At 39.1% G+C, this 20,876-nt stretch carries 18 protein-coding genes and 3 riboswitches; of the genes, 5 read left to right on the top strand and 13 right to left on the bottom strand.

From position 1 onward, the window contains the following. Window positions 1–310: 310 nt before the first annotated feature. Both DDE80_RS10880 and DDE80_RS10875 read right to left on the bottom strand, forming a co-directional pair. Window positions 311–1,297 carry a homoserine dehydrogenase gene (locus DDE80_RS10880; RefSeq protein ID WP_108307703.1) on the bottom strand — a complete coding sequence of 329 codons (987 nt, stop codon included), beginning with the start codon at window positions 1,295–1,297 and terminating at the stop codon, window positions 311–313. A gap of 260 nt (window positions 1,298–1,557) precedes the next feature. Then, the gene (locus tag DDE80_RS10875) at window positions 1,558–2,835 is read right to left on the bottom strand and encodes an O-acetylhomoserine aminocarboxypropyltransferase/cysteine synthase family protein (RefSeq protein ID WP_108307701.1); all 1,278 of its coding nucleotides are present in this window, start codon (window positions 2,833–2,835) and stop codon (window positions 1,558–1,560) included. Between the two features lie 109 nt (window positions 2,836–2,944). Further along, window positions 2,945–3,048, bottom strand: a riboswitch (SAM riboswitch). Between the two features lie 151 nt (window positions 3,049–3,199). Here DDE80_RS10875 and DDE80_RS10870 point away from each other — a divergent pair. Beyond that, the gene (locus DDE80_RS10870; RefSeq protein WP_235612323.1) at window positions 3,200–3,814 is read left to right on the top strand and encodes a glycerol-3-phosphate acyltransferase; all 615 of its coding nucleotides are present in this window, start codon (window positions 3,200–3,202) and stop codon (window positions 3,812–3,814) included. Here the strand turns inward: DDE80_RS10870 and mgtE (DDE80_RS10865) are convergent. Genes mgtE (DDE80_RS10865) through mgtE (DDE80_RS10855) form a run of 3 tightly spaced genes read right to left on the bottom strand, consistent with a single transcriptional unit; the run spans window position 3,811 to window position 6,829 of the window. Then, window positions 3,811–5,109 (bottom strand): magnesium transporter, encoded by a 1,299-nt coding sequence (gene mgtE / locus DDE80_RS10865; RefSeq protein WP_108307698.1) that lies wholly within the window; start codon window positions 5,107–5,109, stop codon window positions 3,811–3,813. The genes DDE80_RS10870 and mgtE (DDE80_RS10865) overlap by 4 nt on opposite strands. A gap of 13 nt (window positions 5,110–5,122) precedes the next feature. Further along, a complete protein-coding gene (locus DDE80_RS10860) occupies window positions 5,123–5,833 on the bottom strand; it encodes an MgtC/SapB family protein (protein ID WP_108307696.1) in 711 nt (236 codons plus the stop codon). A gap of 18 nt (window positions 5,834–5,851) precedes the next feature. Further along, complete coding sequence (mgtE, locus tag DDE80_RS10855) at window positions 5,852–6,829, bottom strand: magnesium transporter (protein ID WP_108307694.1); 978 nt, start codon at window positions 6,827–6,829, stop codon at window positions 5,852–5,854. Window positions 6,830–7,010: 181 nt separating this feature from the next. After that, window positions 7,011–7,173: riboswitch (M-box (ykoK) riboswitch) on the bottom strand. 90 nt (window positions 7,174–7,263) lie between these two features. Then, window positions 7,264–7,426: riboswitch (M-box (ykoK) riboswitch) on the bottom strand. A 201-nt stretch (window positions 7,427–7,627) separates the two neighbouring features. On the opposite strand from mgtE (DDE80_RS10855), the gene nfsA reads away from it, so the two are divergent. After that, window positions 7,628–8,356 (top strand): oxygen-insensitive NADPH nitroreductase, encoded by a 729-nt coding sequence (nfsA, locus tag DDE80_RS10850; RefSeq protein WP_108307705.1) that lies wholly within the window; start codon window positions 7,628–7,630, stop codon window positions 8,354–8,356. A gap of 46 nt (window positions 8,357–8,402) precedes the next feature. On the opposite strand, the gene DDE80_RS10845 is transcribed toward nfsA, so the two are convergent. The 4 genes from DDE80_RS10845 to DDE80_RS10830 all read right to left on the bottom strand — a co-directional run bounded on the left by DDE80_RS10845 (window position 8,403) and on the right by DDE80_RS10830 (window position 13,740). Further along, window positions 8,403–9,674, bottom strand: coding sequence for a cation:dicarboxylate symporter family transporter (locus tag DDE80_RS10845; RefSeq protein ID WP_108307693.1), 1,272 nt, complete (start codon window positions 9,672–9,674; stop codon window positions 8,403–8,405). A gap of 104 nt (window positions 9,675–9,778) precedes the next feature. Continuing rightward, a complete protein-coding gene (locus tag DDE80_RS10840; protein WP_108307691.1) occupies window positions 9,779–10,666 on the bottom strand; it encodes a response regulator in 888 nt (295 codons plus the stop codon). A 4-nt stretch (window positions 10,667–10,670) separates the two neighbouring features. Then, the gene (locus DDE80_RS10835) at window positions 10,671–11,918 is read right to left on the bottom strand and encodes a sensor histidine kinase (protein ID WP_161952319.1); all 1,248 of its coding nucleotides are present in this window, start codon (window positions 11,916–11,918) and stop codon (window positions 10,671–10,673) included. A 130-nt stretch (window positions 11,919–12,048) separates the two neighbouring features. After that, window positions 12,049–13,740 carry a hypothetical protein gene (locus DDE80_RS10830; protein WP_108307687.1) on the bottom strand — a complete coding sequence of 564 codons (1,692 nt, stop codon included), beginning with the start codon at window positions 13,738–13,740 and terminating at the stop codon, window positions 12,049–12,051. A gap of 73 nt (window positions 13,741–13,813) precedes the next feature. Here DDE80_RS10830 and DDE80_RS10825 point away from each other — a divergent pair, with 73 nt between their 5' ends. The 3 genes from DDE80_RS10825 (at window position 13,814) to DDE80_RS10815 (ending at window position 16,703) form a co-directional block, all read left to right on the top strand. Further along, entirely contained in the window at window positions 13,814–14,476 is a 663-nt protein-coding gene (locus tag DDE80_RS10825; RefSeq protein ID WP_235612322.1) for a lysoplasmalogenase, read from the top strand. Next, on the top strand, window positions 14,473–15,696 hold the full coding sequence (gene pepT / locus DDE80_RS10820) for a peptidase T (RefSeq protein WP_108307683.1): 1,224 nt from the start codon (window positions 14,473–14,475) through the stop codon (window positions 15,694–15,696). The genes DDE80_RS10825 and pepT overlap by 4 nt, the downstream gene beginning before the upstream one ends. A 296-nt stretch (window positions 15,697–15,992) precedes the next feature. Further along, on the top strand, window positions 15,993–16,703 hold the full coding sequence (locus DDE80_RS10815; protein ID WP_036144393.1) for a Fe-S oxidoreductase: 711 nt from the start codon (window positions 15,993–15,995) through the stop codon (window positions 16,701–16,703). Between the two features lie 26 nt (window positions 16,704–16,729). On the opposite strand, the gene rbsK is transcribed toward DDE80_RS10815, so the two are convergent. The 4 genes from rbsK to DDE80_RS10795 are packed head-to-tail and all read right to left on the bottom strand — an operon-like array spanning window position 16,730 to window position 20,546. Then, on the bottom strand, window positions 16,730–17,605 hold the full coding sequence (gene rbsK / locus DDE80_RS10810; RefSeq protein WP_108307681.1) for a ribokinase: 876 nt from the start codon (window positions 17,603–17,605) through the stop codon (window positions 16,730–16,732). Window positions 17,606–17,621: 16 nt separating this feature from the next. Beyond that, window positions 17,622–18,296: an N-acetyltransferase gene (locus DDE80_RS10805; protein WP_108307680.1), complete on the bottom strand. Its 675-nt coding sequence runs from the start codon at window positions 18,294–18,296 to the stop codon at window positions 17,622–17,624. Further along, entirely contained in the window at window positions 18,293–19,402 is a 1,110-nt protein-coding gene (locus tag DDE80_RS10800; RefSeq protein WP_108307678.1) for a mandelate racemase/muconate lactonizing enzyme family protein, read from the bottom strand. Before DDE80_RS10800 ends, DDE80_RS10805 begins: the two co-directional genes overlap by 4 nt. 13 nt (window positions 19,403–19,415) lie before the next feature. Beyond that, the gene (locus DDE80_RS10795; protein WP_235612321.1) at window positions 19,416–20,546 is read right to left on the bottom strand and encodes an amidohydrolase; all 1,131 of its coding nucleotides are present in this window, start codon (window positions 20,544–20,546) and stop codon (window positions 19,416–19,418) included. Window positions 20,547–20,876 lie beyond the last annotated feature (330 nt).

The raw sequence follows: 20,876 nt of genomic DNA, 5'->3' as shown, positions 1-20,876 counted from the left end.
AATACAAGTTGTTTAATTGTAGTTGATTCAGATTTTTTGATACAAATACTTTCTCTGAAAGCCAATTACACGCTTTTTGATAGGTTTTACTTGTCAAACGTAGGCTTTCTGCTTGTGATTCATTAACGTAAAGTTGAATTTTAGCTGTAATTGTTGGCATGTTTTCACCGCCTTTCACTAAAAAAGAAACTCCACCTAAAGGTTGGCGACAATTCCTCCCTGACTTATGCTTTGCGTTGAAGTCGGGGAGGAATTGTCGCAAATCTGATGAAAAAGAAGCGGCACATGCAGTGTCGCTTCTTTTATTTCACTAAATTCGGACCACAAAGCCCGCACGTTTACCAATAATTTCAGCGTAGTCTTCTACCATAACGCTAGCCGTTGGGTACATCCCTGCACCAGGACCAACTAATGACAATGTGCCAATATAGTTTGTTTCAAGTGCTACCGCATTATTAACATCATCGACTGGGTACAGCGGGTGCTCTGCATCTACAAGCATTGGACCTACTTTCGCAAAAATACTGCCGTCCTCACGTTTTTCGACTTCTGCTACGTGACGGTAACGTAAACCTTTAGCTGTTGCTTCTTCAACCTCTGCTGCTGAGATACTATCAATACCGATAACATCAACATTATCCCAATCTGGTTGTTCGCCAAATGCTAAAGCACTTAAAATCATAATTTTTTTGAAGGCATCTTGACCTGACACGTCATTATATGGATCTGCTTCTGCATAGCCAAGCTTTTGTGCTTCTTTTAATGCGTCTTCAAACGTCCAGCCTTCTGCACGCATTTTCGTTAAAATATAGTTTGATGTACCGTTTAAAATGCCTTGAATACGGCTAACATCATTGACAAGTAGAATATTTTTCATTGTTTTAATAACAGGTACACCGCCTGCTGTTGTTGCTTCGTAGCCGACAAATACACCGTATTCCTTCGCTAGCTCTTGTAACTTTAATCCGTGCTTCGCAAACATTACTTTGTTAGCTGTAATAACATGACATTTATTTTCAATTGCACGTTTTAAATACGTATATGCAGGCTCTTCATTTACAATTGCCTCAAAGACAACTTGTAAACCTTGCTCTTCAAAAATATCATCAATATTTTCAGTCATTAAATGCGCAGTGCCTGGTACACGTTCACGGCTCGCATCTGTTACTAAAATTTTCGCTACTTCTAGTTCTAAGCCTAATTTATTTTTTAATTCTTCACGCTTTTCGTTTAGGATATGATAAATACCTTGCCCTACCGTACCGAATCCTAAAATCGCTGCCTTAATTGTTGCCATAATTGTCTTCCCTCCACAGTTCTAAACTTAACTTACTGAAAATTGTAACGTATCTATAGGCTTTTTACAACATTAATCTTTTCCACACGTACAGCTGTTTTTTTATGATGGTCATTTTTTTGAGTTTCTTCTATTATAAAAGACCATCTCCGCTAGTGCGAAAATGGTCTTTTCAATGTTTTCGTCTGATGAACGACTAGTCGTCCTATTTTGCCTTATCGAATGAGAAGTTAGCTATAGGCACGACACGTTTTGCTTTATTATTTCGTTGCAGCTGCGATCGCTTGATTAAGGTCAGCAATAATATCTTCAATTGCTTCTAGTCCGATTGATAAGCGAATAAGCTCCTCAGATACGCCTGCAATTTCAAGCTCTTCTTTTGAAAGTTGTTGATGCGTCGTTGATGCTGGGTGGATAATTAATGATTTTGCATCCCCTACGTTTGCTACATGTGAGAACAATTTAACGTTATCAATTAAATTAGCCCCTGCTTCACGACCACCTTTAATACCGAATGTTAAAATTGAACCGTAACCGTTTTTCAAGTATTTATTTGCTAAATCGTGCGTTGGGAAGTCTTTGAAGCTATTATGATGTACAAATGTCACAGATGGGTGATCTTTTAAATACGCCGCTACTTTCTCCGCATTTTCATTATGCTTAGCTACACGTAAGTGCAGTGTTTCAAGCCCTTGAATTAAGTTAAATGCTGCATCTGGGCTAAGTGTTGGACCGAAGTCACGCAGTAATTGCACACGAATTTTTGTCGCAAAAGCTGCTGCCGCTGTATCAATACCGTAACGAATACCATGATAACTTGCATCCGGCTCTGTAAAGCCTGGGAAGCGGCCTTGTGTCCAATCAAATTTACCCGCATCAACAGCTACACCACCGATTGTTGTACCGTGACCGCCAATCCATTTTGTTGCTGAATGGATGACCACGTCTGCACCAAACTCAATCGGGTTAGCGCCATAAGGAGAAGCAAATGTGCTATCAATTAATAATGGCAGACCGTTTTCATGAGCAATGTTCGCTACCGCTTCGATATCTAATACTTGTAAGCTTGGATTACCAATTGTTTCAGCAAAAATAGCTTTTGTGTTTTCATTAATCGCTGCGCGGAAATTTTCTGGGTTTGTTTCATCTACAAACACTACGTTAATGCCGTAGCGCGGTAATGTATTCGCAAATAAATTATATGTACCACCATATAATGATCCTGCTGCTACAATTTCATCTCCTGTACCCGCAATATTTAAAATTGAGAAAGCAATTGCCGCCATACCTGAAGAGAAGGCTACTGCTGCAGTACCGCCTTCAAGTGCTGCTACACGCTTTTCAAAAACATCGACCGTTGGGTTCATAATACGAGAGTAAATGTTGCCACCTTCTTCAAGTGCGAATAAACGACGTGCGTGTTCTGTGTTATTAAAAACGTAAGACGTTGTACGGTAAATAGGCACTGTGCGTGACCCTGTTGGATCTACATCTTGCCCTCCGTGTAATAGTAATGTTTCTGGTTTAAAGTTTGTCATAATCATTGCCTCCCAATTTGTTTTACGAATGGTATTTCTAGAGGAGGTTTGCGAAAAAATAAAAAACCTCTTCTATGATATAAGAAGAGGTTGTAGTTACATTTTCCTCCCCTTATCTTCCAGACAATTGTCTGTAGGACTTAGCACCATTGTGATGAATCACTGGTTGCTGGGCATCTTAGGGCCTATTCCCTCCGCCGCTCTTGATAAGAGTTATTTGCTTTGAATTACCTTCGTTGTTACACAGTATATACCCTAGTGTTTTACTATGTCAACAAGTATTTTATTTTTTCTGAAACTTCTCACTTGTAATTGCGTAGAGTAAATACAATAGTAGTCGCTTATGAGGGGGTTTTTGTTGTTTATGATTTATTTCATTATTAGTAGTATAGGTTACTTCATCGGATGTATTCACGGTTCTACCTTCGCTAATCAACTATCAGGCGTCAACTTGAAAAAGGTTGGCTCAGGTAATGCGGGTGCTTCTAATGCTACTCTCCAATTAGGTTGGAAGTACGGCGTGTTAGTCGCACTTATTGATATTGCAAAAGCGATTATAGCAATCCTTGTTTTACGCTATATACTAAACAGTTGGTATATTACAAGCGAGCAAATTTACGACTATTTATATTTACTAGCATTTGCCGTGATTATAGGTCACAACTTTCCTTTTCATATGAATTTTAAAGGAGGAAAGGGTACTGCTTCTGTCATAGGAGCATTCATAGCCATCGATTGGCAGATGGGTCTCTTAGCGTTAGCTTTATTTATTGTGATCAGCATCACTTCTAACTATTTAATTATTGGACTACTCGCTTTCTATAGCGTTTTACTAAGCGTCTCTTGCTCTTACGGTACGCTGCCTACTTTACTCACAGTATTATTATTTTTTATTACTTTTTGTTTGCACATTCCCAATATAAAAAATGTAGTGGCTAATACAGAACCAAAAGTACGCCAAGCGTTTAGACGCCATTAAACAATAAGCATTAAGCTAAATATTGCTACTGTCAGTACATCACTCCACGTCGCAATAACGGGGCTAGAAGCACTTGATGAGTTCTTTACGGCGTATGGCAATAACGTACCTAGTAAAGAGCTCGCTGTAATTGCTAAAAAAGCACAGCTGATTAGCGGCAATACCGGTAATGCACTACTATAAGCAAGTAAGGCTACGATACTTGCTACACTTAGCCCTAATATACTTGCTACTAGACCATCTCTAATAAGTAGTGACTTTAAAGCCCCTTCATGCTGTTCTTTCACACGTGTGGCAATTGTTAAAGCTTGAATACCTGCATTGCCTGCGATACTGGCGATAAATGGTACGAGTAATGCCGTCATATACGCATGTTCAGGATGTAAATATACTAATACAAAAGGTATAAAACTAATTACGGCTAGGCGTAATAACCAGCTCAAACGTATTTTTGTCGCTTTTACAACACCAATATCTAAATCAATAGCACCATTTACTCCAGCTAGCTCACCAAAGTCCTCTTCGGTTTCCTCATAATAGACGTCCATAACGTCATCTATTGTAACAATGCCAATTAGCTTGCCTTGCTCGGTTACAGGAAGCGCCAACAAGTCATAATCACGCACGATATGTAGCACTGTTTCTTGGTCTATATTTGTTTCTACTGAAATCAACTTATCTTGCATAATTGTTGCTACAACTTCACTAGGCGCAGCAAGTAATAAATCACGTAAAGATACGACACCTCGCAACAGCTCTCTATCATCGATTAAATAAATATAGTAAATTGTTTCAGCGTCTTTCCCTTGCTCACGCACTTGAATTAACACATCCGCTACGGTATGGCCGATATACGCTACCATATACTCTGTAGTCATTAGGGCTCCAGCTGTATGCTTGCCATACCCTAGCATCCGCTTCACCTTTTGTGCTTCATGCACTTCTAATAAATTGACATAACGTGCTGTTTCTAACGGAGAAAATGCGCTCAAAAAATCTACCATGTCATCTGTAGGCATCGCTCGTATCGTTTCTTGTACATAAGCTGGCTGTAGCTCTTCTATTACCATTCTTTGCTCACTCGGTGCTAAGCGCACAAAAATTTCCGCAAACTCTACAGGTGTAATATAGCGGTATAAACGTTTCCGTGTATGCTCATTTAACATATAAATAAATGTTAACTGGTCATTAGGATGAAGCGATAAAAATTGTTTACGAAAAGCTGGGCGTTCTTTATTTTTTAAATGTAATGCTAAATAATACGAATATTCTTGCCAGTTTTTAATTGTTGTCATCTCAATCACCTACTTATAAATGTTCAACCTCCACACTTACGACGTGTTCGATTTTTTTAAATAAATAATAAATCTCTGTTGTATATTGGTCCTCCGGCGCAGATAATAATAAATTTACATGCTGCGCTTCATCACTTACGTCTTTAATCTTTACATTGCGCACAGTAATTAGCTGACGCTTTTCTTTTTTTAACGTACGCGTCTTACCTTCAATCGTTTTTAGTAAATCTGTCATTTTTGTATTGGGCTCCATGACAAGCTTCACGCTAACATCACGCTGACGTAACTGTTGTGGTCCTACTTTCTTCACTACTGATGGAATGACATTAACAGCTAAAATAAATAACATCACAACATACGTCGCTTCCACGTATAAGCCTACACCTACCGCAATACCAAGCCCTGATGCCGCCCAAATTAATGCCGCACTCGTCAATCCCGTTATAACATCATTACTACGGCGTAAAATCACACCTGCACCTAAAAAACCAACACCACTCACAATTTGTGCCGTTAAGCGCATTGGATCCATATTGCGAAATACAGGCGTAGCAAAACGATGAAACGATTCAATTGAAACAACCGTCACCAAGCAGCTCGCTACACAAATAATCATCGTAGTTTTTAACCCTAATGGCTTATGTTTAAGCTGGCGATCAATACCAATAAACAGCCCGAAAAATAATGCTACCGTTAATTTCACCATAATTTCTGTGTGCGTCATTTCGCTACACCGCCTTTCTTATAAGCCTAAATACCAAGCCGCAATAGAGAAGTAAATTAATACACCCACAATATCTGCAATAGATGTAATCAGTGGTGCACTTGCCGTTGCTGGGTCCAACTTCAATTTATTAAAAATGAAAGGTAATGACATACCAATTAAGCTACCTACCATTACAACAATGGTCATCGTTAACGCTACTACTACAGCAATTTCCATGCCGCCTCGCATAAATCCTACTACCGATACAGCTGCAGCCATTGTAATACCTAATAAAAATGAAATAGAAATTTCTTTTGTAAACAGCTTCATCCAGTCTTTAATCTTAACGTCACCTAATGCCATAGAACGAATCATTAGTGTCGCGGCTTGTGATCCCGCGTTACCACCGCTATCCACAAGTAAAGGCAAGAAGAATACTAAGGCAATATTATTTTCGATAACATCCTCAAAGTGCGCAATACCTGCGCCTGAAAAAACATTCATAAATACGAGTAGTACTAGCCAAGTAATACGCTTGCGATACAGTAAAATAGCGCTCGCATCTTTTAAGCTTTCACCTATTGGTGATACAGGTGCCATTTTCAAAAAATCTTCTGTTGTTTCTTCAGTCATCACATCTAAAATATCATCCACATGGACGACACCAATCATTTGAAACTGCTCATTAATAACCGGTACGGATAATAAATCATCGCGATCAAAGATTTTTGCGAGTTCCTCTTGATCCATATCTGACGGGGCAAAAACAACATCTTTCGTCATCACCATATCGATACGTTGTTCCTTACTCGCTAATAATAATTCACGTACAGATAGCACACCACATAAACGACTGTTATCGTCTGTCACATAAAGATAATGCAAATTCTCTTTGTTTTTTGCATTTTTTCTAAAGTATGCGATCGTGTTATCCACCGTGAAGTGAGCAGGCACCGTAATATAGCTTGTATCCATAATTTCGCCTGCAGATTCAAATTTATAACGTTTTGTCATGTCTAAAACCTCCTAGACATCCACCTCCCATTGATTATGAGAAGCAGATCTTTCCTCTATTTTTTTATAACTTCGCCAACAAGGGGAACTATCCAATTCCCACCACCTCCTTTGTTATTGCACAAAAAAACACGCCTCACTACAAAGAGGCGTGTTGAAATAAGCGCACGGCATTCCCGTGAACTGCACCCCTTCGTAGAGTTTTAGCACTATATGACATAGGATGTACCAGCTACATTAAAAATCACCTTAACTCGATGACTTCTGTTGACCCATTGGCGTCTTTGGACGTTTCTGGGCAGCAGCATATCTTCATATAGGAGCCTCACCTAACGAGTAACTATTGCCAAATAAAAAAGCATCCCTCTATAAAAGAGGAATGCTGAATAAACATTACTAAACAATACTCAATTCTTATATTGAGCAGTAGCAATTCACAACCTCTTTCGTAGAGTTTTAGCACTATATGACATAGGATGTACCAGCTACATTAAAAATCACCTTAACTCGATGACTTCTGCTGACCCGTTGGCGTCTTTGGACGTTTCTGGGCAGTAGCATATCTTCATATAGGAGCCTCACCTAACGAGGAATCATTTTTTATTGGTCTGTCTCTCGACAACTATAGTTATACGCCACCTAAAAAAAGGTGTCAACCTTACTTTTTTTAAAAAGCGTATTTTCCAGGCATACAAATCCATCTAAACCTGCATGATGACAACGTTCTACATAAAATAGCAAACTTTCTTTTTTTGTACTAAAATAAAGGTGTAACTCAGAGAAGGGATGGATAAAATTATGGTAAAAGAACTTTTACGCAGTCACTCATCTGTACGTATTTATGACGGGGAGCAACTTTCAAAAGAAACAGTTGTAGATTTAATTGAAACTGCTCAAATGGCAGCTTCTTCACACTTTGTACAGGCATACAGTGTTGTATGGGTAACAGACGAAGCTAAAAAAGAACAGCTTGGTCTATTATCAGGCAATCCACGTCAATATGAAACATCAGGTGCAGCTTTTGTATTTTGTGTAGACTTTAAACGCTTGCAAGCTGCAGGTAAATTAGAAGGCGTTGACATCGTTGCAGACTCTGCAGAAAACGTGTTAGTTGGTGTTGCAGATGTTGCACTTTTTGCTCAAAACTTTGTCGTTGCAGCTGAAGCTGAGGGCTATGGTATTTGCTATATTGGTGGGGTACGTAATAAACCTGAGGAGATTAGTGATTTACTCGGTTTACCTGATTATGTCTTCCCACTATTCGGCTTAACGATTGGTGTGCCAGCACGCCGTAATGAAGTCAAACCCCGCTTACCTGTTGGGGCCGTATTACATGAGAATACGTATGATGAAAATTATGACGAACAGCTACACGCTTTCAATGCCACAATGGAAAACTATTATAGTAGTCGTTCATCTAATCGTAAAATCGATAACTGGACAAAACAAATGGCTGACTTTTTAGTAGAGCAACGCCGTCCACATATTAAAGATTTTCTTGCTAAAAAAGGCTTCACTTGGCAATAAATAAAAACGAGTAAGGCTACAAATTTCTAGCCTTACTCGTTTTCTTTTATACTACAGGATTATTAAAATAGTTTTTTGCTGCATCTTCATCAAAACGTTTTTCCCACTTCGCAATAACAATCGTTGCTAATGAGTTACCCATAACGTTTACAGCAGTACGAGCCATATCAAGAATACGGTCAATACCTGCGATAAATGCTAAGCCCTCTACTGGGATACCTACAGAGCCAAGTGTCGCTAATAATACGACAAACGATACACCTGGTACACCTGCAATACCTTTTGACGTAATCATTAACACTAATACGAGCGTAACTTGCTCACCAATCGTTAACGGAATGTTGTACATCTGTGCAATAAAAATCGCTGCGATAGCTTGGTATAATGTCGAGCCATCTAAGTTAAACGAGTAACCCGTTGGTACAACGAAAGAAACAATATCTTTTGGCACACCGAAGCGTTCCATTTTTTGCATAATTTTTGGTAATACTGTTTCTGAACTTGATGTTGAATAGGCTAAAATTAGTTCCTCTTTTAACACTTTTACTAATGTAATAATGCTTGTGCCCGCAATCTTAGCAATTGCTCCTAACACAACAAAAACAAATAAGAACATACATAAATATACTAGCCCTGCTAGCTTACCTAACTGCCATAATGCACCCACACCAAACTTCGATACCGTAATACCAATTAACGCAAATACCCCAAATGGTGCAAATTTCATTACTGTATTCGTTACCCAGAACATGGCATCCGCCACACCCGAGAAGAAGTTAAGCACAGGTTGGCCTCGCTCACCTATTGACGCTACGCCTAAACCAAATAGCACAGAGAAGAAAATAATTGGCAGCATATCGCCTTGAGCCATTGAATTAATAATATTCGTCGGAACAATGCTAACGATAGTATCCGCAAAGCCCGAGCTTTCAACTTCTTTTGTCGTTTCTACATAAGAAGAAATATCGGTTTCTGTAATTTCTCCCATATCAATGCCTACACCAGGTTTAGCAATGTTAGCTGCTAATAACCCAAATACGATAGCAATCGTCGTAACAATTTCAAAGTAGACGATTGTTTTTGTACCGAGACGTCCTAGTTGCTTCATGTCACCAGTGCCAGCGACACCTAGAATAAGCGTAGAAATAATAATAGGCACAACAATCATTTTAATTAAGTTTAAAAAGATCGTACCTATTGGTTGTAGGTAGGTCTCCACATTCGAGTTACCATAAAAAATTGCACCTACGGCAATACCAAGTACTAAGCCGAGTAAAATTTGATAGGCTAAACTAATTCTAAATTTTTTCTTTTGCATCTCGTTTACCTCCTTAATGCATGTTTTTTCGTAAAACATGTTGTTATTATAGAAGGCAAACTATTTCGTCCGACAAAATCCGACAAAAAAATTAAAAAATTTTCTTACTGATAATACTTTTCTTTTGTTTCTACCGCTAATACTTGTAAAAATTTCTTTACGTTTACTTTTATTTTTTTTGGCATAGGTTGCTCTTTTTGTACAGCTTGCATGCACAGGCGCACCTCAGCAAACTCAAAATAACGTGGTGCATAATATTCAAACTCTTGACTCGCATAATCTACCGCACCCATAATTGCAATATTATGGGTGGCAGCGATTACAGCACGACGTATCCGCTGTTCAATCGCTTTCGCTTCTTTCACAATGTCTAAGCTAGTAGTGCACGTCATTGCAGCTAAATTTTCATATAAATTTTTGAGCGGCGGCAATTGTTTTGGTAAGTCTTGTTGCATGCTTAACATTTCAATAATTGCTACAATATCATCGCTACCTGACTGCCCTACAATACCTAAATCATTTAAAATAGATAGCACAATATCTTTTACGGTTAAATGAATTTCTTCTTTCGTATCTTTTTCAAAATGAACTAACGAATCGCGAATCGTTAATAGCGATTGCTTTAACAAAAATCGCTCTGCGGTCTTTTTTAAGACATTCGTAACTTCTGTTTTATTAATTGGTTTATGAATAAAAAACTCCACATCTCTTGCGTATGCTTCGCTTACCATTTCCTTGTCTACTACTTGTGAAATCATTACAAAGTGACCTTTAAACCCTTCTCTTTGTAACTGTTCAATCGTCGAGATACCGTCTTGTTTTGGCATTAATAAATCGATGAGTACAAAATCAGGATGGCTGAGTAATATAGGCGCAATTGCATCTTCCCCATTCTCCGCTTCACCTACTACAATGCCTAAATCACCATCAATAATAATTTGGCTTAACATACGACGCCCCACCGCATCATCATCGACAATAAAATAACGCATGATGTCACTCCTCTAATTGAATTTTTGGTAACGTCACTATAAAACACGTACCTTGTACTTGATGCACTAATGTAATTTCTCCGCCTAAACTTGCAACACTGTCGCGCACATGGCTTAAGCCAATACCGGTAGCAGCCACACCTTGTTGATTGTATTTTGTCGTAAAACCTGGTTCAAAAATAAGTGCTTCGTCTACTTGTTGAATACCTTCCCCATCATCTTGAACGCTGATTATTACTTCGTTTGCGACTGTTACTGTCACTTGGACTTTACCGATTGTCATTGCTTCTATCGCATTTGCTACAAGATTATTGAGAATCGTAAGTAATGCTGCTGATTGATAAATGAGCATCTCACCATGTTGTGTAATGCTGATTGTACATGACTTACCTAAATATCTAGCATACGCTTCGTTGCTGACGCGCACGTGATAAAGCAATTGCGATAACTGTATAGGTTGTGTGAATTCTTCTGCTATATCTTCAACACTTGCATAAATACGTTGACTATCTTTTTTCACCTCATGAATTTCCTGTGCAATATGCAAGGCGCTATAGTAAGCAGGATGTTCTTCTTTTTTTAGCGTACGATAAAGTTGATAACTATGCGCCATTACCTCTTCGGTTTGTCTCATAAGCTTTGTTAAATAAAGCTTTTCACTATAAATATTTGCATTTACCGTTAAGTTTTTCGTTAACTCTCTCTGTTGATATGCTTGAGCAATCGATACATAAATCCCGACAACAAAAAAACTACGGAAACATGCTACGCCTATGACTAATAGCCAACCATCAAGCCCTATCGGAATTTGAGTAACACTAAAACGCGCTAAATGCTCAGCTGCATTCGCTATAATTTCAATGAATGTGGCAATAATACCTAGTTGAATAGCATTACTTTTTAAGCGATCGACCTTTAACCATTTATAACTGCAAGCATATACACTATAAAACATAAAAGTCGGCGCACTACGAAAAAAAGCTTCTGTTACTGGCGTCTGCCTAAAGGCACTTTCAATACCCATACGAAATAATACAACAACTAGACCTGTTACTAAGCCGGTCCGTATAATATGTTCCGTTGGTCGAATGAGTAATAACAATAAAAAAATAATGCTACCTAGCCCAAATCGAAAATCAATTTGTTCGAAGGGCACGAGCTTAATTTCACTACTAATAGCGGTTAAACAGGCAATAATAACAATCCATACCCACTCATATTTCTTCCATGTTAATTGCAATGAATTTATCAAAACACTAGCTCCTTTTTCTTTCACGCATTTTTTAATTTTACCATAATTTCTAGCTTTGGTTAGCGTGTAAGCTTCAAACATAAAACGAATAACAGCCAACATCTCCTAAGAAATGTTGGCTGTCAGGGGCTTATGATTCTTTAACTTTTATCGTTGAAATTTGTAACTCTTTAACAGGTAAAAATTGTTCGCCTGTATCGCCATAAATTACTTTTACTTCATCTGCTACTTCTAAATAAATTGCTAATGGCTCTGTTTCGGTACTAACCATAAAGTTGTCTTTTGTATCTAATAAGAAGTTAACAATCGTATAGTCACCAATACGCTCCTTATACACACGTACTACTTTACCTGCTGTCGTTTTTTCTTCGGCATCTGCTACGTTCTCTACAGAGCCACCGCCACGCGTTAAGGCTGCCTTGTATAGTTTCAATGCTTCTTTTGGTGTATTTGCATAAACCGAAATCTCAGGGTTTGCTGCTGATACGATAAAGTAGTTTTGCAAGAAGCCGTTTGAGTCCATTACTGGTGTTAGCCAGCTTGCCTCACCGTAGAAATTATACAAAATTGGCATTTGACCTGACCATTTTTTCTCGATAAATTTCTTTTCAATAATTTGCAGTGCACCTTGTGAGTCCATATATGACTCTGATAGATCACCCGTATAATACGTTGCTTGACCAGTATGTGCATGAGTTAATGAGTAACCTAGCATAGAGTCCACATTTTCTTTTGGACTTGTAAAGTCTGTGAAGTAGTACATCTCGCCGTTTTCATCAAATACAGGGCTAACATTTGCCTCTGTACCTTCATCTGACGGTAATTTAATATCCTTTTTGCTTGTTAATGTGTTCCAGAAGCCATGAACATATTTACCATAGTAGCTATTTTGTAAACTTACTACTTCTGGTGCTATAGCGCCATCAATCCATTTTGGCACATCTTTTAATGCATGCTTCTCTGTTTTACCTGTGTTAGCATCCACCATAATAATACCTAATACATCAAAGCCATCACGGGCACTAATATATTTACCATATGAACGAATATAGTATGGTTTGCCCTCGTCATTTACTTCGAGCTGTGGTTTGCCATAAAAAATCATCGTCGGGAATTGTAAACGCATATGACGTGATAGGTTTTTGTTTAAATAAGCAGAAGGAATATAGCGCATTTCCTGCTTAATAAATTTAGGGTTAGCTGTTGAGTCAGTGGCACTCATCATAAAGTAACCTGGTGTTGTATCACCTTTTAACCAACGGAAGAAACCTGAAAACTCTACAGGTGCAATATATACATAATCATCTTTTACCTTTTGGATTTGTAAACTACCTAACTCATAATAGCTTGCATCAGGTACTTGCCCAAAAGCTTTTTTCATTTTATTGCGTACAAATTTAGGTGGCACGCTAGCAGGTTTTTTTGTTTCGTCGAACGGTGTTAGCTCTACCTCTTCCTTCATCTCTGCAGATTTAAATTTAGTATCTGCATTAAAAACAGGCGCAGCTAAAATATAAATACCTAAACCTAAACTTGCTAAAAATAATACACCTTTAACTGTGCGCTCCGCACCACTCGAAAAAATCGCGCCTGCTAATGTTAATACAATTAGTGCTGGCCAAAATGCTAGCCAGTTCATATCCATTTTTGTTACATAAACCGTAGCGGCTGTAATAATAAATGCGATAATAAATAAGCCAACTATTACTTTAAGACGTGTGCTCATAGAAGGCCCGCCGTCTTTATTTGTACTGAATAATGGTACAATTAATAACGCTGCTACAATCGCGACAACTGCAGAAGCAATTAAATATGGCATCATAATAATCATTCCTTTCGTATAGTTTATTTACGTGATGTACACAAAATAGTTTCATTTTTTTGGAGGTGCTATGATGTTAACACTCGCCGTATTAATCGGCTTGTGCTATATCTTTTTATTTACCCATATTCCAGAATCTTTGACCTACTTTGTTAAAATACTGCCGATGCTACTAATTATTGCGTATACACTTCGGCTACAACTAACTCGCACACCTTATCATAGATGGCTCATTGTTGGTCTAACTTTTTGTATGATTGGTGATTACACTTTGCAGTGGTTTATTGTAGGGCTAAGCTTCTTTTTAATAGGTCATATTTTTTATATTGTAGCTTTTATGCGCACTAATCAACAACGTGCACCATTAGCTATTAAACTTGCTGTAATGCTTTATGCAGGGCTCATGATATGGTGGATTGCAGGTACAGTACTCGCCACAGGCGATACTGTTTTAGCGCTCGCTGTGCTTGCTTATATTACCGTCATTGCGACGATGGGTATTACCTCTTTTCGCACAGGCTCACCACTTGCGATTAGTGCCGCGTTTTTATTTATTTTATCAGACTCTATTTTAGCAATTGACCGCTTCATTACACCGCTCACTATTGCTCATAGTGGCGTGATGCTAACTTATTACGGAGCACAACTTTTATTTGCGCTAAGCGTTTCACAATATTCTGCTATTACAAAAAGTGATACAATTAACTCGACATACAAAGGAGGAGTTTCATCATGAAAGAACAAGTCATCGAACGTTTAATTCGCTATGCAAAAATTGATACACAGTCAGATGCAGCAAGCTCAACTACGCCATCTACACAAAAGCAATTTGATTTACTCCACGTATTACGTGATGAGCTAAAGGAAATTGGCTTAACAGATATTACACTCGACGAGCATGGCTATTTATTTGCCACACTGCCAAGTAATACAACAAAAGAAGTACCAACACTCGGCTTTTTAGCGCATGTAGATACAGCAACAGATTATACAGGCACAAACGTAAAGCCACAGCGTATTAATAATTATGATGGTGGCGACATTCAATTAAATGCAGATTTAGTAATGTCACCTTCAGAGTTTCCTGAACTAAAAAATTATGTAGGGCAAACTTTAATTACAACAGATGGTACAACCTTATTAGGTGCAGATGATAAAGCAGGTATTGCAGAAATTATGACAGCTATGGCCTACCTTGTGCAAAACCCACAAATTAAACATGGTACATTACGCGTGGCCTTTACACCAGACGAAGAAATTGGTCGTGGCCCACATAAATTTGACGTAGCTGCCTTTAATGCTGACTTTGCCTACACAATGGACGGTGGCCCATTAGGTGAGCTACAATTCGAAAGCTTTAATGCTGCGGGGGCAACAGTTACTACAACTGGCGTTAGTGTACACCCAGGCTCTGCTAAAGATAAAATGGTCAATGCGATTACAACAGCGATTGCTTTCCAAAACCAAATGCCAGCAGATGCTGTGCCTGAAAAAACAGAAGGCTATGAGGGCTTCATTCATTTAATGGACTTTAACGGTAAAATTGAGCACGCTGAGATGAGTTATATTATCCGCGACCATGACCGTGAAAAATTTGAAGCGAAAAAGAAATTTATGCAAGATACCGTAAAAGCTATGCAAGCTACTTACGGCGAAACAGCCATCCAAATTGAAATAGAAGATCAGTACTACAATATGGGCGAAAAAATTACGCCTGTAAAAGAAATCGTCGATATTGCAAGCGAGGCAATGCATAAGCTTGGCATTACGCCAAACACGTTACCGATTCGTGGCGGTACAGATGGTTCACAACTATCTTATATGGGGCTACCAACACCTAATATTTTTGCGGGTGGCGAAAATATGCACGGCAAGTTTGAATATGTCTCTGCCGAAACAATGGAAAAAGCGACGCAAGTAATTATTGAGATTGTTCAATTATTCGAAGCGCGCTAAAACTAACAGAACGGGGTTATCCTTCGTTCTGTTTTTAAAAACTTAAATGATAAAAAACTGCTCTATCAATCGTTCGTGATGATTGATAGAACAGTTTTTACTGTACGTACTCTCTAATATATGAGGGGGGTTAGGGAGCACTTCATGAACTAGCGAACTTCTGGAGAAAAGTAGCTAAAGTTCAACCTCATTACACTCGTTTTGTAATTGAGGAGTAACTCTTACAATGATAATGATAATTGTTATCAATTAAATTGTCAACAGTTTTGCAAAAACTTTTATTAAGGAGCGATGACATGCCTGCTTTAACGATGGATCAAGTGCGTCAATTAAACAGTTATAGTATGTATACAACCGAACCTAAGCGTACATTATTTACGCTAGCTAATATTAAACAAGATTTTTATTTAACAGACTTCCGTAATTTATTAATGGGCATTACAAGTGCACCTACAGAAGCAGCGGCTGTTTCTCACTTTAGTCGACGCTATGGTATGTTTTTTGCTATGCAATTTTATATGCTAGCTGCTTATGATGAGGTGTGGGATGGCAAATTAGAGGATATTCGTTTTGATGCTACCGAAGAATTTGGTGCGCACACCGTTAGTATTTTTTTAAACCCTAATGATTGGCGTTATGTAGATGAAGACGAACGGATAAGTGTAATAAAAAGTATCTTATATAAACAAGGGCACGAAATTGTACAGCAATTACGCAAGGTAACTACTATTTCGCCACTCACCATTTGGGAAAACTTTTTTGGCTACTTACTATGGCATTATCATATTTTATTAGAAAACCCCGGGCTTGCGGATCAAGCCATGGAGGATATCGAAATTTTAGAAGACCCGGCAACATGGGCATTATTTTCGAATAAATCTTGGTGGGCAGAATACACAGGTGGTCAAAGTCCTTCTGCGCTTGTTAATGTGCCTGTCCGTAAAACATGTTGCTTCTCTAAAGACATGCCTGGACTTATGGCTTGTGGCTATTGTCCACTCAAATAAAAAAGATGCCAACTTAGGCATCTTTTTTATTTAATCAATGGTTGTGCGCCTTGCTGTGTAACCGCATAGCCCGCAATTTTCGTAGCATATGTGATTGCCTCTTGAAGCGGCTTATGGTCGCCAAGTGCTACGGCTAAAGCACCGTTAAAAGCATCTCCTGCACCTGTTGTATCTACAACCTCTACAGCTTGTGCGCTAATATAGCCCGAGGTTTCGCTTGTCATATAAAATGAACCATTGCTACCTAACGTGACAACAACTGCTGCTACACCTTTGTGCAATAATTGCTGACAAGCTTGTTTAAGGCTTTCTTCTGATGTAATTGAAAAACCAGTCAATAGGGCTAGCTCTGTTTCATTAGGTGTGAGCACAGAAACACGTTGTAGCACCTCATCCGTTAATGGACGTGCGGGTGCAGGATTTAAAATAATACGTGTACCTGATTTAGTCGCAAGCGCAACTGCCTTTTCAATCGTTGGCATAGGGATTTCGAGCTGAAGCAGTAAAATATCCGCTGACTCTACACAATCACAAACGTTGTCTAGTTGCTCAGGTGTAATGCTGTGATTAGCGCCTGGCACTAAAATAATAGCATTTTCGCCGTCCTGTGCAACTTGAATAATCGCCTGTCCTGTTATACCTTGCTGTTTGACAAAGACTGTCTTCACATTTTTGCGCTCTAGATTATCAATTGCTAATGCACCATTTGTATCCTCACCTACTGCGCCTACAAAATAAACCTCTGCACCAAGCTGCCCTGCTGTAACGGCTTGGTTAGCTCCCTTACCACCAAAGTATGTTGCCACACTTGTACTATGCAATGTTTCGCCTGGTTGCACAATATGTGGTACATGATACACGCTATCTATATTAATACTGCCTACAACTAAAATCTTTGCCATGCTACTCACCCCTAAACTATTTTTCGTAGCGTACTATCCATTCATCTCCTTTATCATACATCCCTGTACCAACGTACCCTTGTTTAAGTACAGCTTGTTGCGTGGTAGTATCTTTCATTGCTACTTCTATTACTTCACTATACTTCTTATTTTCACCGTTTAAGGCTTTCATAAACACATAACGCAACTTGCCGCCATATTTTAGCTTAAGTGCTACAATTTTAAGCCCTTGTGCAAACTTGTCTTTAAGGCTCGCAATATTAAATGGCATAACCGTTGCACAAACATATTGGTAACGGCTAGTATCTACTTCATTCATAATTAATGAGGCTAATATTTTTTGTAACCCGTAGCCACGGTAACTTGGGTGTACATTAGAAACTTCCTGATAAATGACGCTTGATAATTGCGGCTCTGCAAGCCCACCATCTCGACCTAAATGCTCATCGTCATCTAACGGATCTAGTAAGGCGCGAAAGGCAATTAACATATCTTCAACAAAAGCACCAAGCATTACGCCATTGCCACCTACTATATTTTCGAGTTCACTACGGTCTAATGGTTGTAAAATCGCCTTGTCTTCTAATGCGGCCACAACATCTTTTTGCACCGCTTCAATTTGTGCAATATCAGCTACCGTTAAGCGACGTACCATATAACGTGTCGCACCTAGTGTACCCGTGCTAATCATTGTACAGTTACCTGCGCTACTGTTAATGCCGCAAGCTTCTGCTCATCAATTGTTACACCAAGTCCTGGTTTTTCATTTAATTGAATAAACGGCACATCATAATGCAAGTCACCAATCTCACTTGTAAACTTCAGTGGTCCTGTTAGCTCAACACTTGTAATGATTTTTTTAGAAAATGCCACATGGAAACCTGCAGCAGAACCAATCGACGACTCTAACATTGAGCCAATTTGACACTCAATACCTGCCATCTCCGCCATATATGCTAGTTTAGAAGCTGGGTAAATCCCGCCACATTTCATTAACTTAATATTGACTTTATGTGCCGCATTTTTTGCGATGATTTCACGCATATCACGCACACCTGTTAACCCCTCATCAATCATCATTGGAATTGTACTCTTTGCCTTTACCTCAACCATCGCATCAATATCACTTGCTTTAACGGGTTGCTCTAACCAATCCAGGTTTGCTGACTTTAATGCTTCGACACCGCGTAGCGTATTTGCTGCATTTACCCATCCTTGATTAACGTCAACCCGAATCGCAATATCCTCACCAACACGCGCGCGCACTGCTTGAATGCGTGCGACATCCTTCATTACTTCTGTACCAACCTTCATTTTAAATGATGTAAAGCCTTCGCTCATTTTTTGAGCCGCTTCATCTGCCATTTTTTCTGGTGTACCGATGCTCAGCACATGTGTAATCGGAAATTTTTTGTGATAGCGTCCTCCAATAAGGTTGTACACAGGTACGCCTAATTTTTTACCGGTTACATCAAAACACGCAATATCAAGCGCTGCCTTCGCTGCAGGTACATTTAGCATTGCCGCATCCATAATCGTATGAATACGTTCAAAGTTCATTGGGTTTTCGCCAATTAGACGTGGGGCTAATTGATGTTGTAGTAGCGCGTAAGTTGAGTTCGGTGACTCACCTGTTACATGCTCATCAGGCACCGCCTCACCCCAGCCTACAAGCCCACATTCCGTCGTTAATTTAACAATGATAGAGGGCATTGATGGATAAGTGCCATAGCTAATAATAAATGGCTCGATTAAAGGTAAGTCAATTAAGTGAATATCAATTTTTGCAATTTTCATGGGGATAGCTCCTTTAGTTTACTGTCTCTAGTTGTTTAATCGTTACTGCCTTGCGTAATGTAGCAGCGACGGCTGTTGCACCGTCAAATAATGCATGGTGATCAAATGTCATTTGTGGGTGATGTAAGCCTGGTGTTAAGTTAGCACCAATCGCAATCATCGCTGCTTTTACATGTGGACATTTAATCGTATAAAAATGAAAGTCATCACTGCCCGGCGTTACAATGGCTGGCGCTAATACTTCTTCACCAAAGGTCTCTGTAATTGCCGTTGCCGCTAGCTGTAATGCTTCTTCAGCAACCTCTGCCCCTGGCGTAATATCATCCCAATCCCACGCCATATCAATCTCATACTGTGCTTGAATGCTTTGCAAACCGTGCTCTAACTTAGCGATAAGCTGATCAAGCACTTCATTTTTTTGGGCGCGCACATCTAATGAAAATTGTGCGGCTCCAGGGATAATGTTAACGCTACCGCCATCTGCTACCATTTTCGTAACCTTAACCGAATATGTTTCTGCAGGATTAAGATAAATCGTTTTAGTTAACATATGAATAGCTACTAAGACATCAATCGCATTTTGCCCTTGATGTGGGCGAGCGCCATGTGCGTCTGCCCCCTTGATTGTACCTTGTAAAAATGCACCTGCACCATGATAAATGGCTGGCGCAATTTTACCTAGTGGTAGTTCATCTTGTGGACGTAAGTGCACACCAAATAAATGCGTAACATCCTGCATCACACCGCGCTCTACCATAGCTAGTGCACCGCCGCCTGTTTCTTCTGCTGGTTGAAAGATAAAACGAATGCGTTTTTGGAGCGGCATGTCACGTAGCTCAAGCATTGCACCAAGTACCATTGATATATTAGCATCATGCCCACATGAATGATTTGCTTGCATCACACCATCTACCTCTTGCCATAGCGCATCAATATCAGCGCGTACCGCAATAACCTCCTCGCCTTCACCAATCTCGGCAATAACACCTGTAACATCATCAAATGTATAATGGCTAATGCCTTGTGCTTCAAAAAATGACGCTAAGGTTTTTGTTGTATTAAATTCCTGCCAGCTAATTTCTGCATGTGTATGGAAGTGGTTAAACCACTTCAAAATCTCTTCGTTGCGTTGCTGTATATCCAAGCGTTTCACACCTCTTATTTTTGTAATTTTCATCAGATTTGCGACAAGGATACCCCGACTTCAACGCAAAGCGTAAGTCAGGGAGGAATTGTCGCCAACCTTTAGGTTGAGTTTCTTTTTTTAACTTCACTAAAAATAGTATACTATTTTTAGTGAAAGGCGGTGAAAATATGACAACAATTACAGCTAAAATTCAACTTTATGTTAATGAATCACAAGCAGAAAGCCTACGTTTGACAAGTAAAACCTATCAAAAAGCGTGTAATTGGCTTTCAGAGAAAGTATTTGTATCAAAAAATCTGAATCAACTACAATTAAACAACTTGTATT

It is taken from the genome of Metalysinibacillus jejuensis (genome assembly GCF_003057615.1).
GTDB lineage: Bacteria > Bacillota > Bacilli > Bacillales_A > Planococcaceae > Metalysinibacillus > Metalysinibacillus jejuensis.
Note: the sequence above shows the minus strand (reverse complement) of the source record. Positions and strands in the feature narration are given on the sequence as shown.

What these genes read in the sequence shown, in the direction of transcription:
- DDE80_RS10880 (WP_108307703.1), bottom strand. Translation starts at nt 1,297, where the DNA reads ATGGCAACAATTAAGGCAGCGATTTTAGGATTCGGTACGGTAGGGCAA.
- DDE80_RS10875 (WP_108307701.1), bottom strand. Translation starts at nt 2,835, where the DNA reads ATGACAAACTTTAAACCAGAAACATTACTATTACACGGAGGGCAAGAT.
- DDE80_RS10870 (WP_235612323.1), top strand. Translation starts at nt 3,200, where the DNA reads ATGATTTATTTCATTATTAGTAGTATAGGTTACTTCATCGGATGTATT.
- mgtE (WP_108307698.1), bottom strand. Translation starts at nt 5,109, where the DNA reads ATGACAACAATTAAAAACTGGCAAGAATATTCGTATTATTTAGCATTA.
- DDE80_RS10860 (WP_108307696.1), bottom strand. Translation starts at nt 5,833, where the DNA reads ATGACGCACACAGAAATTATGGTGAAATTAACGGTAGCATTATTTTTC.
- mgtE (WP_108307694.1), bottom strand. Translation starts at nt 6,829, where the DNA reads ATGACAAAACGTTATAAATTTGAATCTGCAGGCGAAATTATGGATACA.
- nfsA (WP_108307705.1), top strand. Translation starts at nt 7,628, where the DNA reads ATGGTAAAAGAACTTTTACGCAGTCACTCATCTGTACGTATTTATGAC.
- DDE80_RS10845 (WP_108307693.1), bottom strand. Translation starts at nt 9,674, where the DNA reads ATGCAAAAGAAAAAATTTAGAATTAGTTTAGCCTATCAAATTTTACTC.
- DDE80_RS10840 (WP_108307691.1), bottom strand. Translation starts at nt 10,666, where the DNA reads ATGCGTTATTTTATTGTCGATGATGATGCGGTGGGGCGTCGTATGTTA.
- DDE80_RS10830 (WP_108307687.1), bottom strand. Translation starts at nt 13,740, where the DNA reads ATGATGCCATATTTAATTGCTTCTGCAGTTGTCGCGATTGTAGCAGCG.
- DDE80_RS10825 (WP_235612322.1), top strand. Translation starts at nt 13,814, where the DNA reads ATGTTAACACTCGCCGTATTAATCGGCTTGTGCTATATCTTTTTATTT.
- pepT (WP_108307683.1), top strand. Translation starts at nt 14,473, where the DNA reads ATGAAAGAACAAGTCATCGAACGTTTAATTCGCTATGCAAAAATTGAT.
- DDE80_RS10815 (WP_036144393.1), top strand. Translation starts at nt 15,993, where the DNA reads ATGCCTGCTTTAACGATGGATCAAGTGCGTCAATTAAACAGTTATAGT.
- rbsK (WP_108307681.1), bottom strand. Translation starts at nt 17,605, where the DNA reads ATGGCAAAGATTTTAGTTGTAGGCAGTATTAATATAGATAGCGTGTAT.
- DDE80_RS10805 (WP_108307680.1), bottom strand. Translation starts at nt 18,296, where the DNA reads ATGATTAGCACGGGTACACTAGGTGCGACACGTTATATGGTACGTCGC.
- DDE80_RS10800 (WP_108307678.1), bottom strand. Translation starts at nt 19,402, where the DNA reads ATGAAAATTGCAAAAATTGATATTCACTTAATTGACTTACCTTTAATC.